Genomic DNA, 16,236 nt, shown 5'->3' on the forward strand with positions numbered 1-16,236 from the left:
CACACCATGAGCGACAAGCCGGTCAAAGCCAACATCTTTGCCGCAGGCGCGGTTCTGTGGCGGAAGGCTCCCCAGGATCCTTCCGCCATCGAGATCGCCGTCGTACATCGACCGAAGTACGACGACTGGTCATTCCCCAAAGGAAAGCTCGATCCAGGCGAGACCTTCTTGACCGCAGCAGTTCGCGAGGTCCGCGAAGAGACCTCGATCACCGGACGTTTCGGAAGGCACCTCGGTGGCGTGACGTACCCGATCCCGGGACATCGCAAACTCAAACGAGTCGAATACTGGTCGGCCGAAGCAGTCGACGGAGATTTCGGGCCGAATAACGAAGTAGATGTTCTCTATTGGCTTCCGGTCGCCGAGGTCGCCGATCATCTTTCCTACCCGATGGATCGAATGATTCTTCGCCGCTTCGTTTCCATTCGGCCTGACACGAAAACGGTATTACTCGTCCGCCACGCAAAGGCTGGAAGCCGTAAGCGGTACAAGGGCGACGACAATTTGCGTCCACTCGACGCCAAGGGCAAAGAACAATCCGCCGCCTTGGTCGAACAGCTGAAAATCTTCGGAGCCGATTCGGTTTTCGCGGCTGACCGTACGCGCTGCATCGACACCGTAATGCCGTTGGCGGAGGCATTGGGTGTCGAGATTTCGACGGAACCTCTTCTGACCGAAGAAGGTTACGAGGCCGATCCCGACGCCGCTCGGGCACGTGCGCTGCAGATCGCCGCACTGGAGGGCACTCCAGTGATCTGCAGCCAAGGAGGCGTCATCCCCGATTTGATGCGCTGGTGGGCTGATACGGCCGGTGTAACACTGCCCTCTGCACGCAACCGTAAGGCGAGCACTTGGGTGCTCTCGTTCCTCGACGGCCGTCTCGTCGCCGCCGATCACCTCGACAGCCCGCTCCCCAAAGTCGCCAACTCCTGAGGGATTTGGACCAACCGGCCCCAGTTCGATTCGGTAGTTTTGCAAAGCACTGAAACACAGGAGAATTCACACTTCTCCCAGACAGCAAAAAGAGGTGCAGCCGCGGATCAGATCTGGCCGGAGCCTTCTTKGCCGGAGCCTTCTTGGCTGCGGTCTTCTTGGCAGCAGCCTTCTTGGCTGCAGCCTTGGTGGCCGGTGCTGCTACGCCACGCTTGACTGCCGGGCCGGTGGCCGGAAGCTTCTGTCCACCAGCGATAACAGCCTTGAACTGCGCACCCGGACGGAAAGCCGGAACCGACGTCGGCTTGACCTTGACGGTCTCGCCCGTACGCGGGTTGCGTGCAACACGTGCTGCACGACGACGCTGCTCGAAGACTCCGAAGCCGGTGATGGTCACGCTCTCGCCACGGTGGACGGCGCGGACGATGGTGTCCACGACGTGCTCCACTGCGTCGGTCGCTGTGCGCCTGTCCGAACCCAGCTTTTCAGTCAGAACATCGATGAGCTCTGCCTTGTTCATTGAAATTCCTCCGCTAATTGTGGTCCACCGTCGGACCGACTGAGAACCACGGTAAACCTGATAACGGCAAGAGTCTATGTGCCACGCCAATTCTCATTCAACGTGACTGCGAAATGGTGACCTATTTCTCTTCCCGCGCGGAGTTGCGGATTTCGGTTCAGCCCTGCGAAATTCGGGCTGGAAGGGTAGTCGGTTTCCATGAAGGCCTTGACTTTTCGAACTCGGAAATCGCTTCTACCTGCCGCAATGTCAGTCCGATGTCGTCGAGACCCTCCAGCAGACGCCACCGTGTGTAGTCGTCAATATTGAACGGCACCACCGTAGTTCCGGCGCTCACGGTCCGATTCTCGAGATCTACTGTCAATTCCAGTCCGGGCTGCTCTTCGAGCAACTTCCAGAGCAATTCGACGTCGCTCTGCTCGACTTGCGCCGCTACGAGACCGGCTTTTCCGGCATTCCCGCGGAAGATGTCGGCGAACCGGGAAGCGATGACGACCCGAAATCCGAAGTCGGAGAGAGCCCACACGGCATGCTCACGCGAAGAGCCCGTGCCGAAATCGGGACCGGCTACGAGGACACTTCCCTTGTCGTRCGGAGCCAGATTGAGAATGAAGTTGGGGTCGGTGCGCCAGCCTGCAAACAGCCCGTCCTCGAATCCCGTGCGCGTCACCCGTTTCAGGTACACGGCAGGGATGATCTGATCGGTATCGACATTCGAGCGTCGCAGCGGGACGCCGATACCCTTGTGCGTGGTAAAGGATTCCATCGAAATTCTCCTCGAGATGGTAAGTGGGTCAGACCAGATCGGCCGGTGCCGAGAGCGTTCCGCGGACCGCCGTGGCAGCCGCGACGAGCGGGGAAACCAGATGGGTCCGACCGCCTTTACCCTGTCGGCCTTCGAAATTCCGGTTGGACGTCGATGCCGAACGCTCGCCGGGAGCAAGCTGGTCAGGGTTCATTCCCAAGCACATCGAGCAACCGGCCTGGCGCCATTCGGCCCCTGCCGCCGTGAAGATTTCACCGAGACCTTCACTTTCGGCTTGAGCACGCACCCGCATCGAGCCGGGAACGATGAGCATCCGAACGCCCTCTGCCACATGGCGACCCTCGAGCACCTCGGCCACCGCGCGCAGATCTTCGATGCGTCCGTTGGTGCACGAACCGACGAAGACGGTGTCGACAGCAACATCCCGAAGCGCCATGCCGGCGTCGAGACCCATGTAGGTGAGCGCCTTCTCGGCAGCCTGACGCTCGCTCTCGTCGACGATCAGTTCCGGATCGGGCACACGGTCACCGAGCGGTGCACCCTGTCCCGGATTGGTTCCCCACGTGACAAAAGGCGTCAATGCGCTTGCGTCGATGTGGACCTCGTTGTCGAATTCGGCGCCCTCGTCGGTCTTGAGCAACTCCCACGCGGCGACGGCTTCGTCCCACTCTGTGCCCGACGGTGCATGCGGACGGCCCTTGATGAACTCGTAAGTGATCTCGTCCGGTGCGATCATGCCCGCTCGGGCTCCGGCCTCGATCGACATGTTGCAGATGGTCATACGAGCTTCCATCGACAGTTTGCGAATGGCCTCGCCGCGGTACTCCAGGACGTAGCCCTGGCCGCCGCCGGTGCCGATCTTGGCGATGACTGCCAGGATCAAGTCCTTGCTCGTGACGCCAGGAGGCAGCTCGCCGTCGACCGTGATCGCCATGGTCTTGAAGGGGCGCAACGACAATGTCTGCGTCGCCATCACGTGCTCGACCTCGCTGGTGCCGATTCCCATTGCGAGCGCACCGAATGCGCCGTGCGTCGACGTATGACTGTCGCCGCACACCACGGTGGTTCCCGGCTGAGTCAGGCCGAGCTGCGGTCCGACCACATGCACGATGCCCTGATCGAGATCGCCCATGCGGTGCAAGCGAACTCCGAACTCCTCGCAATTTCGGCGCAAGGTGTCGACCTGAGTCTTGGACACGGGATCGGCGATCGGCTTGTCGATGTCGATCGTCGGAACGTTGTGGTCCTCGGTGGCGATCGTCAGGTCGGGACGGCGCAACGGGCGTCCTGCCAAGCGAAGTCCGTCGAAGGCCTGCGGGCTCGTCACTTCGTGAACGAGGTGGAGATCGATGTAGATGAGGTCGGGATCCTGCCCCTCCCCTTTCACGACAACGTGGTCGTCCCACACCTTCTCGGCGAGAGTGCGTGCTTTCTGTGCCATGTCTTCCACCTCTGTACGTAGCCTCGCGTCGGCGGACTACGGGCTGGCCCGCCGCGCGTGAAGTAGGTCCCCAGCCCTCGCAGCAGATGCAGGCTGCCCCTAGGAAATGCACTAGCCCTTCTGTAAATGCGCTAGTCCACCAGGAAATGCGCTATCATCCCACTATGCGAGAAACTGGTATCGACCTATGAGACAGCATAGCGGCATCGGCGTCCTGGACAAAGCAATGGGCGTTCTTCATGCAGTAGCTGAGGAACCGTGCAGCCTCACCGAACTCTGTGCACGAACCGGTTTGCCGCGCGCGACCGCCCATAGACTCGCCGTCGGTCTCGAAGTCCATCGACTCCTCACACGCGACTCGGACGGTCAGTGGTGCCCAGGGCCCGGACTCGCCGAACTCGCTGCCACCGCTAATGATCCACTCATTGCTGCGGCCGGACTCATCCTCCCCCGCCTTCGCGAAATCACCGGCGAAAGCGTCCAGCTGTACCGTCGGGAAGGCACCCAACGCATCTGCGTCGCGTCGATGGAACCGCCCACGGGCCTTCGCGACACAGTTCTCGTCGGGGCCAGGCTGCCGATGAATGCCGGTTCCGGCGCCAAGGTCCTTCTCGCATGGGCAGATCCACAAACCCAACGGACCGTTCTCGCCGATGCGTCGTTCGGCGAACGAGTGCTCCTCGAGGTTCGCCGGCGCGGCTGGGCACAGAGTGCAGCCGAACGTGAGCCGGGTGTCGCCAGCGTCGCGGCTCCCGTCCGAGACTCGGCAGGCGCTGTCATTGCCGCGATTTCGGTCTCCGGCCCCATCGATCGGATGGGTAGACGACCGGGAGCCCGCTGGGCGGCGGACCTTCTCGCAGCTGCCGAAGCGCTCCACAAGCGTCTGTAATTCGTGACACAGTAAGGCCTTCAGATCCTCGAGCACGTAGGAGTACGACGCGACCATGGCAGGAAAGCAGCGTAGTCAGATCACGATGACCGAGGCCGAAATTTCGAGCTTCGTCGAAAAGAGCCGTACGGCAACGATGGCGACGTTGAGCGCCGACGGAATGCCTCACCTGATCGCGATGTGGTTCGCGATAGTCGACGGCGAAATCTGGTTCGAAACCAAAGCCAAGTCGCAGAAGGCGGTCAATCTTCGCCGGGACACCCGTATGTCCGTCCTGATCGAAGACGGTCTGACGTACGACACGCTGCGAGGAGTCTCGATGGAGGGCACCGGAGTGATCGTCGAGGATCCGGAAGCTCTCTTTGCCGTGGGAATCAGTGTCTGGGAGCGATACACGGGCCCGTACACGGAAGATCTCCGCCCGGCCGTCGACGCGATGCTCCACAAGCGCGTCGCGGTACGGTTCGTTCCCGATCGAACTCGTTCGTGGGATCACCGCAAGCTCGGGATGCCGGCGATGCCTCTTTCCGGTTCTACTGCACCATCGCCGTAGACCCCGAGATTCGTGAAGCGAAATTCACGAGCTTTCGAATTCGGGCCGGCGTAGTTTCACCAACAGGCCCAACAACAAGGAGTGAGCATATGAGCGATCTCGACAGCAACACCCCGTCGGAACCCGAATCCCAATCGGAGGAAACCAAACGAAAGTTCCGTGAAGCCCTCGAACGGAAGAATCATCAGAACGCCAAATCGACCGACCATCGCGACGGACAGTCCAAGGTCCACAACACGCATGGCCCGGCCGATCACAAGCGAGAGTTCCGCCGCAAGAGCGGATAGCCGATCGCGGACAACAGAGTGAGATGACGATCACCCCCAGTCGAATTCGACTGGGGGTGATCGTTTTTCGCATCGCCGGAGACATTTCCGGCACATACGAAAAGACCCTCCGATCAATGATCGGAGGGTCTTTCCTTTGTAGCCCCGACGGGATTCGAACCCGCGCTACCGCCTTGAGAGGGCGGCGTCCTAGGCCGCTAGACGACGGGGCCAGGACACGCTTTTAAACGTGGTATTCAGTCTTGCTCTTGGATGCTCAGCAAGCTTAGCTTGTCTGAGTCCGGCCACAAAATCGACCGGATTTCCGCTGGGGTACCAGGACTCGAACCTAGAATGGCGGTACCAGAAACCGCTGTGTTGCCAATTACACCATACCCCAAGGTCTTGCTCACCAGCCTTGCCCGATCCGCTTCGCTGTTGTGCTTGGCGGCTCGTCTCCGGCCGAAAAGAAGATTACCAGTACCCCTGCCCCAAATACCAAATCGTATGGTCACCGGAGGTTTTTGCTTCATTTTCGGCCGGAAGACAGTCCGATCTAGGCGGTTACCGCTGCCCTACCGGCGCGCAACCGAGCAATCGAGACCTCACGACCGAGCAATTCCATCGACTCGTACAGCGGAGGGCTGATGTGAGAGCCGGTGATCGCGACCCGAACCGGAGCGAAGGCCTTACGCGGTTTGAGCTCCAGATCCTCGATGAGGGCCTTCTTGAGTGCTTCCTCGATACTGGCCGCAGTCCACTCCGAGGTGGCCTCGAGCGCCGCAAGAGACGCGTCCAGAACCGGACCAGCGTCTTCCTTCAGGTTCTTTGCCGCCGCGGCCGGATCGAGAGCAAACGACGCCTCGTCGACGAACAGGAACTTCAGCAGATCCCACGCGTCGGACAGGACGACGATGCGCGTCTGCACGAGGTCCGCCGCAACAGTGAACGTGGCTTCATCGACGTCGGCGCTGATGTGGCCGTGCTCCACCAGGAACGACTTCAGGCGGGCCGCGAAGTCGGCCGGCTGGAGCAAGCGAATGTGCTCGGCATTGATCGCGTCGGCCTTTTTCTGGTCGAAGCGCGCGGGGTTGGAGTTGACCTTGGAGACGTCGAAGGCCGCAACCATCTCGTCGAGAGAGAAGACGTCGTGATCGTCGGCGATGCTCCACCCGAGCAGCGCCAAGTAGTTCAGCAGTCCCTCGGGAATGAAGCCCCGATCGCGGTGAATGAAGAGGTTGGACTCGGGATCGCGCTTGGAAAGCTTCTTGTTGCCCTGACCCATCACGAAAGGCAGGTGCCCGAACGACGGTGTGAAATCGGCGACACCGATGCGGATCAAAGCCTCGTACAACGCGAGCTGACGCGGGGTCGAGGACAGCAGGTCCTCACCGCGCAGTACGTGAGTGATCTTCATCAACGCGTCGTCGACGGGGTTGACCAGCGTGTACAGCGGAATACCGTTCCCGCGAGTCAACGCGAAGTCCGGAACGGTGCCTGCCTTGAACGTGGTCTCGCCGCGAACCAGGTCGTTCCACGTCAGGTCGTGGTCGGGCATCCGGAGGCGGACGACCGGCTTGCGACCCTCGGCGACGTAGGCAGCGCGCTGCTCGTCGCTGAGGTCGCGATCGAAGTTGTCGTATCCGAGCTTCGGGTCGCGTCCGGCCGCCTTGTGTCGCGCTTCGACCTCTTCATTGGTCGAGTAGGACTCGTAGGCCTCGCCCGCGGCCAGCAACTTGGCAACGACGTCGAGATGCAGGTCGCGACGCTCGGACTGGCGATACGGTGCGTGCGGCCCACCGACCTCCGGGCCCTCGTCCCAATTGAGCCCCAACCAGCGGAGGGCGTCGAGGATGGCCTGGTAGGACTCTTCACTGTCGCGCTGCGCATCGGTGTCTTCGATACGGAACACGAACGTGCCGCCGTGGTGTCGTGCGAATGCCCAGTTGAACAAGGCGGTGCGCACCAAACCTACGTGCGGGGTTCCGGTGGGTGACGGACAGAAACGGACGCGTACTTCGCTGTTGGTCATGGCTCACTTGGCTCGGCGATGATGGATGGTCGTACTACAGGTTAGTCCCGCAGCGCTTCCTCCACCCCGCCGATCACTTACCCGGCAAGACGTTGATACGTGTCATGTCACCGTCGTAGTAGGCGAGTAGTCGCTTGTCCATGACCTTTCGCCACAGCGGCGGCACCCACGCGCACACGATCATGACCGCGTAACCCGCTGGAAGTTGCGGCGCTTCGGCCGCACTGCGCAGGCTCTGGTACCGCAGACGCGGATTCGCGTGATGGTCACTGTGACGCTGAAGTTGATAGAGGAACAGATTGCTGACGACGTGGTCGCTGTTCCAGCTGTCCTCGGGCGAGCAGCGAACGTACGAGCCGTCAGGCCGCTTCGCACGTAGCAAGCCGTAGTGCTCGAGATAGTTGGCGGTCTCGAGGAACGTGAATCCGGCAATCGCCTGAACGGCCAGCCACGGTGCGATTTCCCACCCGAACACCGCGATCAGGCTGCCGAACAGGACAACACTCATCGCCCACGCGTTCAGGATGTTGTTCCGATAGCTCCACGTCCGTCTGCCTTGACGCTGCAGGCGAGCGCTTTCGATCCGCCATCCCGAGCGCAGGCCGCCGATGACACTGCGCGGCAAGAAGAACCAGAAGTTTTCCTTGTATCGCGAACTGGCCGGATCCTCCGGCGTCGCGACACGGACGTGGTGACCATGGTTGTGCTCGACGTAGAAATGGCCGTAGAAGGACTGCGCCAGCGCTACTTTCGCGAGCCACTTCTCGAGCTTCTCGCTCTTGTGCCCTAATTCATGCGCCGCGTTGATCCCCACACCGGCAACCACGCCGGCAGTCATCGCGAGCGCGAACTTCTCCCCCGCCGCCATCGGTGCATTCACCCAGCACCAGGCGACGAACACGAGACCGACGTATTGGAGGGGCAGGAACAGATACGTGCACCAGCGGTAGAAACGATCCTCTTGCAATTCAGGGATCGCTTCGTCCGGTGGGCTGTTACCATCCTCGCCCGCCAATAGATCGATCAGGGGAATGACGATCACGATGAGCCAGGCCCCGATGGCCCAGAAGAGCCCGAGACTGAATTTGTCGACCAGGAACCACGCAGCGAACGGACTGAGGGGCACCAGCAAACCCAGTGGCCACAGGTAGCGCTTCTTGTCTCGCCACACCGGCCGCTGACCGTTCTGCGCTTGCCCTGCCGCTGTCCGGGAGCCTTCCGCGAAGGTCGTCATGTATCACCACGTTTCTGCGCAATCCACTCGATTGCCCCATCGGCTTCTCTTCAGTTATCGGTCACCCTACTGCTCAGCGTTACATTTCAGGGAATTTGGTCTGTTGTCAGCCGCGGCAGCAAACCGCGAGGCGAACTCTCTCAACCTGGCTAAATCAGACATAACGCCAGGAGGATCAGGAACGAAGCTTCGCCTGGCTCATGAAACCCGCAGGTCAGTCCCAGGGCCCGATTACCTCGAACCGGAAGGCAATCCCAATCGGCCACCGAACGTTAGTTACCATCTTGCAACTTTTCTTTGACAGACACCTCTCGACTCACACCACGACGAAGGCCCCATCCGGTGGGAATGGGGCCTTCGTAGTGACATGACGGAACGAACCGGGTCAGATCAATTCTTTGCGGTCACCGGGTTCGTGAGCGTGCCGATCCCCGACACCGTGACCGACACGGAATCTCCGTCGACGATCGGGCCGACTCCGGCGGGGGTTCCGGTGAGGATGACGTCGCCGGGCAGGAGGGTCATCACCGCCGAGATCCACTCGATGATCTTCGGAATGTCGTGAAGCAGGAAGGCGGTGCTGCTGTCCTGCTTGACCTGACCGTTCACCTCGGTCTTGATGTCGACGTCGGACGCATCGAGGCTGGTTTCGATCCACGGACCGAGCGGGCAGAAGGTGTCGTGGCCCTTCGCGCGCGTCCATTGCCCGTCGTGACGCTGATGATCTCGCGCCGATACGTCGTTGGCGATCGTGTAGCCCAGGACCACGCTCAACGCCTTCGCCGCGGGTACGTCTTTGCAAGGCTGACCGATGACCACCGCGAGTTCACCCTCGAAATGCACCTCGTTGGACGTCGGAGGCAAGACGATCGGGGCGCCCGGGCCGACGATGGACGTATTGGGCTTGAGGAAGATCACGGGATCCGCGGGAGCTTCTCCGCCCATCTCCGCGATGTGATCTGCATAATTCTTGCCGATACAGATCACCTTGCTGGCGAGAATCGGAGCCAGCAGACGAACATCGGCAAGCGGCCAACTACGGCCGGTAAAGGTGGGGTTCCCGAACGGGTGCTCCGCAATTTCCTTGGCGACGAGGGCATCCTCTTCACCTTCGATACTGACGAACGCAACACCATCGGGACTGGCAATTCGACCAAGACGCATACTGGCCAGTCTATCGGGGTGTCGGAAACGACTGACGCGCGCAAGCCGTAAGGCTTACGCGCGTCAGTCTCGTGAAAGAAATCCTTACAGCGCTGCGGCGATCCGGTCGCCGATCTCGGTCGTGGAGATGGGGCCTTCGCCGCGCGTTGCCAGGTCGGCAGCGACCACAGCCTCGACGCGAGCGGCGTCGTCCTCGCGTCCGAGATGGCGAAGAAGCAGTGCGGCCGAGAGGATCGCGGCGGTGGGATCTGCGATTCCCTTGCCGGCGATGTCCGGAGCACTGCCGTGCACGGGCTCGAACATCGACGGGTTGGTACCGGACGCGTCGATATTTCCGCTTGCGGCCAAACCGATTCCACCGGTCACGGCACCGGCCAGGTCGGTGATGATGTCACCGAAGAGGTTGTCCGTCACTATGACGTCGAACCGCGACGGGTCGGTCACCATGTAGATGGTGGCAGCGTCGATGTGGCAGTACGCGGTCTCGACGTCCGGGTACTCGGCCCCGACTGTCTCGATCGCACGCGTCCAGATTGCGCCCGCGTTGGAGAGCACGTTGGTCTTGTGAATCAAGGTGAGGTGCTTGGAACGTGTCTGCGCCAACGCAAATGCATAACGAACAACACGCTCGGCGCCGAACCAGGTGTTGATCGACACCTCGGTCGCGATCTCGTGATCGGTGCCGACGCGGATTGCTCCACCGTTACCGGTGTACGGGCCCTCGGTGCCTTCACGAACCACGACGAAGTCGATCTCCGGCTGGGCCGCCAACGGCGACAGCGCACCCGGGTACAGCTGTGCGGGGCGAAGATTCACGTGATGATCGAGCTGGAAACGCATGTTCAGCAGCAGACCACGCTCGAGGATGCCGGGTGCGACGATCCGCGGATCACCGATGGCGCCCAACAGGATTGCGTCGTGCTGACGGATCTGGTCCAGCTCTTCCGCCGGGAGCAACTCGCCGGTGGCGTTGTAGCGACGGGCACCGAGATCGTATTCGGTGGTTTCCAGATCCGGAACCAACTTACCCAGCACCTTGAGTGCTTCGGCTGTGACCTCGACACCGATTCCGTCGCCCGGAATGACCGCAAGCTTCATGGAGTCCTCATCTCAGTAGAACTGTGCGCCTTTATTAACCGCGGGCGGTTAATAAAGGGTCTCCGACGACGCGATCGACGCGCAAGATGACCGTTGCGCCTTCGCCTTCGGCATCCTGGCTCAGTGCTGCGGCGAGGATGTCCACGCCCGCGTTGCCGAGAACGGTGCCGAGGACACCGAGAACGCCCGGGCGATCGCTGTAGTGAACGACGATGTTGTGACCCTCGGCGCGCAGGTCGAAGCTGCGTCCGTTGATGTTGACGATCTTCTCGACCTGCTGCAGACCGGTGAGTGCGCCCGTGACCGACGTGACCGTGCCGTCCGCGGCAACTGCGCGAACCTCGACCGCGCTGCGGTGAGCAAGAGCCTCGGAGTGCTTCTCGACCGATACGGTGACGCCGCGCTGCTCGGCCAGTGCCGGAGCGTTGACGAACGTGACGGCCTCGTCGCTGCTGGCGGAGAACACGCCGCGCAGTGCGGCCAGGCCGAGGATGTCGACGGTTTCGGCAGACAGCTCGCCGGTGGCGACAACCTGCACGGTCTGCACAGCTTCGGGCGACAACGTCGCAGCGAGGAGACCGAGCTTGCGGACCAGCTCGAGCCACGGAGCAACTTCTTCTCCGACGGGGCCGCCGGAGACGTTGACAGCCTCGGGAACGAATTCGCCCGCCAGAGCGAGGAGAACACTCTTCGCCACGTCGATGCCTGCGCGGTCCTGAGCCTCGGACGTCGATGCTCCGAGGTGCGGGGTGACGACGACGTTGTCGAGCTCGAAGAGCTTGGAATCGGTGCACGGCTCGGTGCTGAACAYGTCGAGACCGGCGCCGCGGACCTTGCCGGAGACCAGTGCGTCGTAGAGCGCGTCTTCGTCGATCAGACCACCGCGGGCGGCGTTGACGATGATGACGCCGTCCTTGGCCTTGGCGAGACGCTCGGCGTTGATCAGGCCGGCCGTTTCCTTGGTCTTGGGCAGGTGCACGGAGATGAAGTCGGCGCGCTCGACGAGCTCGTCGATGGTGACCAGTTCGATGCCGAGCTGCGCGGCGCGAGCTGCGGGCAAGTAGGGGTCGTACGCGATGATGGTGGTTTCGAACGCGGCGAGACGCTGCGCGAACAGCTGGCCGATGCGGCCGAGTCCGACAACGCCGACGGTCTTGCCGAGGATCTCGACGCCGTTGAACTTGCTTCGCTTCCAGGTGTTCTCACGCAGTGTCTTGTCTGCTGCGGGAATCTGGCGAGCGGTCGACATGAGCAGAGCAACTGCGTGCTCGGCTGCCGAGTGGATGTTGGAGGTCGGTGCATTGACGACCATCACGCCGCGCTCGGTGGCTGCGGGGATCTCGACGTTGTCCAGGCCGACACCGGCGCGGCCGATGATCTTCAGCTTGGTGCCTGCGGCCAGAACCTCGGCGTCGACGGTGGTGGCGGAACGGACGAGAATCGCGTCGGCCTCGGGTACCGCGGCGAGCAGCGCCGGGCGGTCGGGTCCGTCGACCCAACGCACCTCCACACCGTCACCGAGCGCCTCGACTGTGGACGGCGCGAGCTTGTCGGCGATCAGAACAACGGGACGGCCAGGCTGGCTCACGTGCAAACTCCCTGATTAGGTGGGTGTGAAGGTGGTTTAACCACCGATAGTTTAGTGCGCGCTCACTTCGAATCCACAACGCGGTAGGCGATACCACATAGTGGACACTTTCGCGGGCGAATTCTCGATGGAATATGAATCCGGACTCAGCCGGCCCGGAAAACGACTCCGGCCCAATGCCGCGCTGGTTCAACGTAATTGAACCGGCGCGACATCAGGCCAGTGGAGACGTGGAGCGTGAAACTACGAATTACGCGGTTTCGGTGATCGGACGATCGACCCAGCTCATCAGGTCGCGCAGCTTCTTGCCGGTGACCTCGATGGGGTGCTCGGCGTTGGCCTTGCGCAGGCCTTCGAGCTCGGTGTTGCCGTTCTCGACGTTGGCAACCAGACGACGGGTGAACTCGCCGGACTGGATGTCGGCCAGGATCGCCTTCATGCGCTCCTTGGTGTCGGCGTCGATGACGCGCGGCCCGGAGAGGTATCCACCGAACTCAGCGGTGTCGGACACCGAGTAGTTCATGCGGGCGATGCCACCCTCGTACATGAGGTCGACGATGAGTTTGAGCTCGTGCAGAACCTCGAAGTACGCCATCTCGGGTGCGTAGCCGGCCTCGACCATGACCTCGAAACCGGTCTTGACCAGTTCTTCGGTGCCGCCGCAGAGCACAGCCTGCTCGCCGAAGAGGTCCGTCTCGGTCTCTTCCTTGAACGTGGTCTTGATGACGCCTGCGCGGGTTCCGCCGATGCCCTTGGCGTAGGACAGAGCGAGAGCCTGGCCTTCACCCTTGGGATCCTGGTCGATGGCGATGAGCGCGGGAACGCCCTTGCCGTCGACGAACTGACGACGCACCAGGTGGCCCGGCCCCTTGGGGGCAACCATGCCGACGGTGACGAACTCCGGAGCCTTGATCAGGTCGAAGTGAATGTTCAGGCCGTGACCGAAGAACAGCGCGTCGCCGTCCTTGAGGTTCGGCTCGATGTCGCCCTTGAAAATGCTGGCCTGAGCGGTGTCAGGTGCGAGCACCATGATGACGTCGGCCCACTCGGAAACCTCGGCCGGCGTACCGACTGTCAGGCCCTGCTCCTGCGCCTTTTCGCGGGACTTGGAGCCCTCCTTGAGGCCGATGCGCACATCGACGCCCGAGTCACGCAGGCTCAGCGAATGGGCGTGGCCCTGGCTTCCGTAGCCGATCACAGCAACCTTGCGGCCCTGAATGATCGACAGATCGGCATCGTCGTCGTAGAACATCTCGACTGCCACAGTTCTCAACCTCTCCTTGGATTTTTACGTGTCTAAAAGTACTAGCGGGTGGCCGTGATCGACTTCGGCCCTCGACCGACTGCCACGACCCCGGACTGAACGATCTCCCGGATACCGTACGGATCAAGCATCCGCAGCAGTGCATCCAGCTTGGACCGAGTACCGGTCGCCTCGATGGTGACGGACTCCGGGGAGACGTCGATCACCTTGGCGCGGAACAGGTTCACCGTTTCGATGACCTGCGTGCGCACGCTTGCATCTGCGCGCACCTTGATGAGCACGAGCTCGCGAGCGACGGATGCTTCACCGTCCTGCTCGACGATCTTGATGACGTTGATCAGCTTGTTGAGCTGCTTCGTCACCTGCTCGAGAGGGAACTCGTCGACCGTGACGACGATGGTCATACGTGAGATCTCGGGGATCTCGGTTCCGCCCACCGCAAGGGATTCGATGTTGAATCCGCGGCGGGAGAAAAGTGCGGAGACGCGGGCCAGCACGCCTGGCTTGTCCTCGACGAGAACACTGAGGGTGTGACTGGTGCTCACTTCTGATCCTCCCCTGTGCCCGCGGCGGGTCCGGCTTGCTCGCGTGACATGGCTTCGTGGATGACGGCGGGCTCGGCAACTGCCTCGTCGTCGTCGAACAGCGGCCGGATGCCCCGGGCCGCCATGATTTCGTCGTTGCTCGTTCCGGCAGCGACCAWCGGCCACACCTGTGCGTCAGCGGTGACGATGAAGTCGATCACGACAGGCTTGTCGTTGATGGACTGCGCCTCACGGATCGCAGCTTCGACGTCTTCTTCACGCTCGACACGAATTCCGTGGCAGCCCAATGCTTCTGCGAGCTTGACGAAGTCCGGGATGCGGATGGCGCCGTGCGTTCCGAGGTTGGTGTTGGAGTAGCGCTCTTCGTAGAAGAGTGTCTGCCACTGACGCACCATGCCGAGGTTGCCGTTGTTGATGAGGGCAACCTTGATCGGGATACCTTCGAGTGCGCAGGTTGCGAGTTCCTGATTGGTCATCTGGAAGCAGCCGTCGCCGTCGATCGCCCACACCTCGGTGTCGGGCATGCCCATCTTGGCACCCATGGCTGCGGGAACCGCGTACCCCATGGTGCCGAGCCCGCCCGAGTTGAGCCACGTGCGCGGCTTCTCGTAACCGACGAACTGCGCGGCCCACATCTGGTGCTGGCCGACGCCAGCGCAGTAGATGGCATCCGGTCCGGCGAGCTTGCCGACGGTCTGGATGACGTACTCCGGGCTCAGCTGACCGTCGGTGGGACGGTCGTAGCTCAGCGGGTAGGTACGACGGATGTCGTTCAGGTACGCCCACCATTCCGAGAGTTCGAACGTGGTGCCCGTGGCCATGTCGGCACGGATAGCCTCGATGAGTTCGGTGATGACCTCTTTGCAGTCGCCCACGATCGGGACGTCGGCGTAGCGGTTCTTGCCGATCTCTGCCGGATCGATGTCGGCGTGGATGACCTTGGCGTCGGGCGCGAAGGAATTCAGCTGACCGGTGACGCGGTCGTCGAAACGCGCGCCGAGGGTGATCAGGAGATCGCTGCGCTGCAGAGCGGCGACTGCGGCAACGGTGCCGTGCATTCCCGGCATACCGCAGTTGAGGTCGTGGCTGTCCGGGAACGCGCCGCGGGCCATCAGCGTGGTGACAACGGGGATACCGGTCAGCTCTGCCAATTCGAGCAGCTCCGGCGAGGAGTCCGACTTGATGACGCCGCCACCGACGTACAGAACCGGCGACTTCGCGTCGGCGATCAGACGTGCAGCTTCACGAACCTGCTTGCCGTGCGGCTTGGTGACCGGGCGGTAGCCCGGCAGACGCATCTCCGGCGGCCACGAGAACGTGGTCTGCGACTGCAGGATGTCCTTGGGGATATCGACCAGGACGGCGCCGGGGCGACCGCTGGCCGCGAGGTAGAAGGCTTCGGCCATGATGCGCGGGATGTCGATCGCGTCGGTGATCAGGAAGTTGTGCTTGGTGACCGGCATCGTGATGCCTGAGATGTCGGCTTCCTGGAAGCCGTCGGTACCGATCAGCGAGCGCGCCACCTGTCCGGTGATCGCGACGATCGGAACGGAGTCCATCTGCGCGTCGGCCAGTGGCGTGACCAGGTTGGTCGCACCGGGACCCGAGGTAGCCATGCAGACGCCGACCTTGCCGGTCGCCTGGGCGTAACCGGTGGCAGCGTGGCCTGCACCCTGCTCGTGGCGCACGAGCACGTGGCGGACCTTGACCGAATCGAAGAGTGGGTCGTAAACCGGGAGCACGGCACCGCCGGGAATGCCGAATACCGTGTCGACCTCGAGCTCCTCGAGGGCTCGAACCACAGACTGCGCGCCGGTTACCCGCTCAGGCGGGAGCTGGCGACGGTTGGCCGTCTGGGTTGCGGCAGCCGCGGTTGTCGGGCTCGGTGTCCCTGACTTGCGCGGCGTGGGTTGAGGCCGTGCTGTTGGTGCGCTCACTGGGAA

General features: G+C 62.2%; 14 protein-coding genes, 2 tRNA genes and 1 pseudogene. 4 read left to right on the forward strand and 13 right to left on the reverse strand.

The features are described 5' to 3' along the window. The first annotated feature begins 6 nt into the window (after nucleotides 1-6). Nucleotides 7-933: a bifunctional NUDIX hydrolase/histidine phosphatase family protein gene (locus AC1DWA_RS14455; protein WP_019747939.1), complete on the forward strand. Its 927-nt coding sequence runs from the start codon at nucleotides 7-9 to the stop codon at nucleotides 931-933. A gap of 109 nt (nucleotides 934-1,042) precedes the next feature. Here the strand turns inward: AC1DWA_RS14455 and AC1DWA_RS14460 are convergent. The 3 genes and pseudogenes from AC1DWA_RS14460 to leuC all read right to left on the reverse strand — a co-directional run. Then, nucleotides 1,043-1,453: pseudogene (locus AC1DWA_RS14460) on the reverse strand (HU family DNA-binding protein); the annotation flags it as partial. A 157-nt stretch (nucleotides 1,454-1,610) separates the two neighbouring features. Further along, nucleotides 1,611-2,219 (reverse strand): 3-isopropylmalate dehydratase small subunit, encoded by a 609-nt coding sequence (gene leuD / locus AC1DWA_RS14465; RefSeq protein WP_477916753.1) that lies wholly within the window; start codon nucleotides 2,217-2,219, stop codon nucleotides 1,611-1,613. A gap of 28 nt (nucleotides 2,220-2,247) precedes the next feature. Further along, nucleotides 2,248-3,669, reverse strand: coding sequence for a 3-isopropylmalate dehydratase large subunit (gene leuC / locus AC1DWA_RS14470; RefSeq protein WP_259118621.1), 1,422 nt, complete (start codon nucleotides 3,667-3,669; stop codon nucleotides 2,248-2,250). A gap of 178 nt (nucleotides 3,670-3,847) precedes the next feature. On the opposite strand from leuC, the gene AC1DWA_RS14475 reads away from it, so the two are divergent. The 3 genes from AC1DWA_RS14475 (at nucleotide 3,848) to AC1DWA_RS14485 (ending at nucleotide 5,389) form a co-directional block, all read left to right on the forward strand. After that, nucleotides 3,848-4,549 (forward strand): IclR family transcriptional regulator, encoded by a 702-nt coding sequence (locus AC1DWA_RS14475; RefSeq protein ID WP_007729342.1) that lies wholly within the window; start codon nucleotides 3,848-3,850, stop codon nucleotides 4,547-4,549. 55 nt (nucleotides 4,550-4,604) lie between these two features. Then, complete coding sequence (locus AC1DWA_RS14480) at nucleotides 4,605-5,102, forward strand: pyridoxamine 5'-phosphate oxidase family protein (protein ID WP_021333071.1); 498 nt, start codon at nucleotides 4,605-4,607, stop codon at nucleotides 5,100-5,102. An 89-nt stretch (nucleotides 5,103-5,191) separates the two neighbouring features. Beyond that, nucleotides 5,192-5,389, forward strand: coding sequence for a DUF5302 domain-containing protein (locus AC1DWA_RS14485; RefSeq protein WP_007729345.1), 198 nt, complete (start codon nucleotides 5,192-5,194; stop codon nucleotides 5,387-5,389). Nucleotides 5,390-5,528: 139 nt separating this feature from the next. On the opposite strand, the gene AC1DWA_RS14490 is transcribed toward AC1DWA_RS14485, so the two are convergent. The 10 genes from AC1DWA_RS14490 to AC1DWA_RS14535 all read right to left on the reverse strand — a co-directional run bounded on the left by AC1DWA_RS14490 (nucleotide 5,529) and on the right by AC1DWA_RS14535 (nucleotide 16,230). After that, nucleotides 5,529-5,601, reverse strand: a tRNA-Glu gene (locus AC1DWA_RS14490). A gap of 95 nt (nucleotides 5,602-5,696) precedes the next feature. Beyond that, nucleotides 5,697-5,768: transfer RNA gene (locus AC1DWA_RS14495), tRNA-Gln, on the reverse strand. A gap of 156 nt (nucleotides 5,769-5,924) precedes the next feature. Further along, nucleotides 5,925-7,400, reverse strand: a complete 1,476-nt coding sequence (gene gltX, locus AC1DWA_RS14500) for a glutamate--tRNA ligase (protein WP_019747934.1) — start codon at nucleotides 7,398-7,400, stop codon at nucleotides 5,925-5,927. 73 nt (nucleotides 7,401-7,473) lie between these two features. Continuing rightward, the gene (locus AC1DWA_RS14505) at nucleotides 7,474-8,634 is read right to left on the reverse strand and encodes an alkane 1-monooxygenase (protein ID WP_020969312.1); all 1,161 of its coding nucleotides are present in this window, start codon (nucleotides 8,632-8,634) and stop codon (nucleotides 7,474-7,476) included. Nucleotides 8,635-9,024: 390 nt separating this feature from the next. After that, nucleotides 9,025-9,798: a fumarylacetoacetate hydrolase family protein gene (locus AC1DWA_RS14510; RefSeq protein ID WP_020969311.1), complete on the reverse strand. Its 774-nt coding sequence runs from the start codon at nucleotides 9,796-9,798 to the stop codon at nucleotides 9,025-9,027. Nucleotides 9,799-9,882: 84 nt separating this feature from the next. After that, nucleotides 9,883-10,896, reverse strand: a complete 1,014-nt coding sequence (locus AC1DWA_RS14515) for a 3-isopropylmalate dehydrogenase (RefSeq protein WP_397509919.1) — start codon at nucleotides 10,894-10,896, stop codon at nucleotides 9,883-9,885. Nucleotides 10,897-10,930: 34 nt separating this feature from the next. Further along, on the reverse strand, nucleotides 10,931-12,484 hold the full coding sequence (gene serA, locus AC1DWA_RS14520; protein WP_477916755.1) for a phosphoglycerate dehydrogenase: 1,554 nt from the start codon (nucleotides 12,482-12,484) through the stop codon (nucleotides 10,931-10,933). A gap of 250 nt (nucleotides 12,485-12,734) precedes the next feature. Next, the gene (gene ilvC, locus AC1DWA_RS14525) at nucleotides 12,735-13,736 is read right to left on the reverse strand and encodes a ketol-acid reductoisomerase (RefSeq protein WP_029255107.1); all 1,002 of its coding nucleotides are present in this window, start codon (nucleotides 13,734-13,736) and stop codon (nucleotides 12,735-12,737) included. A 53-nt stretch (nucleotides 13,737-13,789) separates the two neighbouring features. Then, nucleotides 13,790-14,293 (reverse strand): acetolactate synthase small subunit, encoded by a 504-nt coding sequence (ilvN, locus tag AC1DWA_RS14530; RefSeq protein ID WP_003944718.1) that lies wholly within the window; start codon nucleotides 14,291-14,293, stop codon nucleotides 13,790-13,792. Then, the gene (locus AC1DWA_RS14535; RefSeq protein ID WP_477916757.1) at nucleotides 14,290-16,230 is read right to left on the reverse strand and encodes an acetolactate synthase large subunit; all 1,941 of its coding nucleotides are present in this window, start codon (nucleotides 16,228-16,230) and stop codon (nucleotides 14,290-14,292) included. Before AC1DWA_RS14535 ends, ilvN begins: the two co-directional genes overlap by 4 nt. Nucleotides 16,231-16,236: the final 6 nt, after the last annotated feature.

Source organism: Rhodococcus sp. P4_F3_2 (assembly GCF_056401335.1).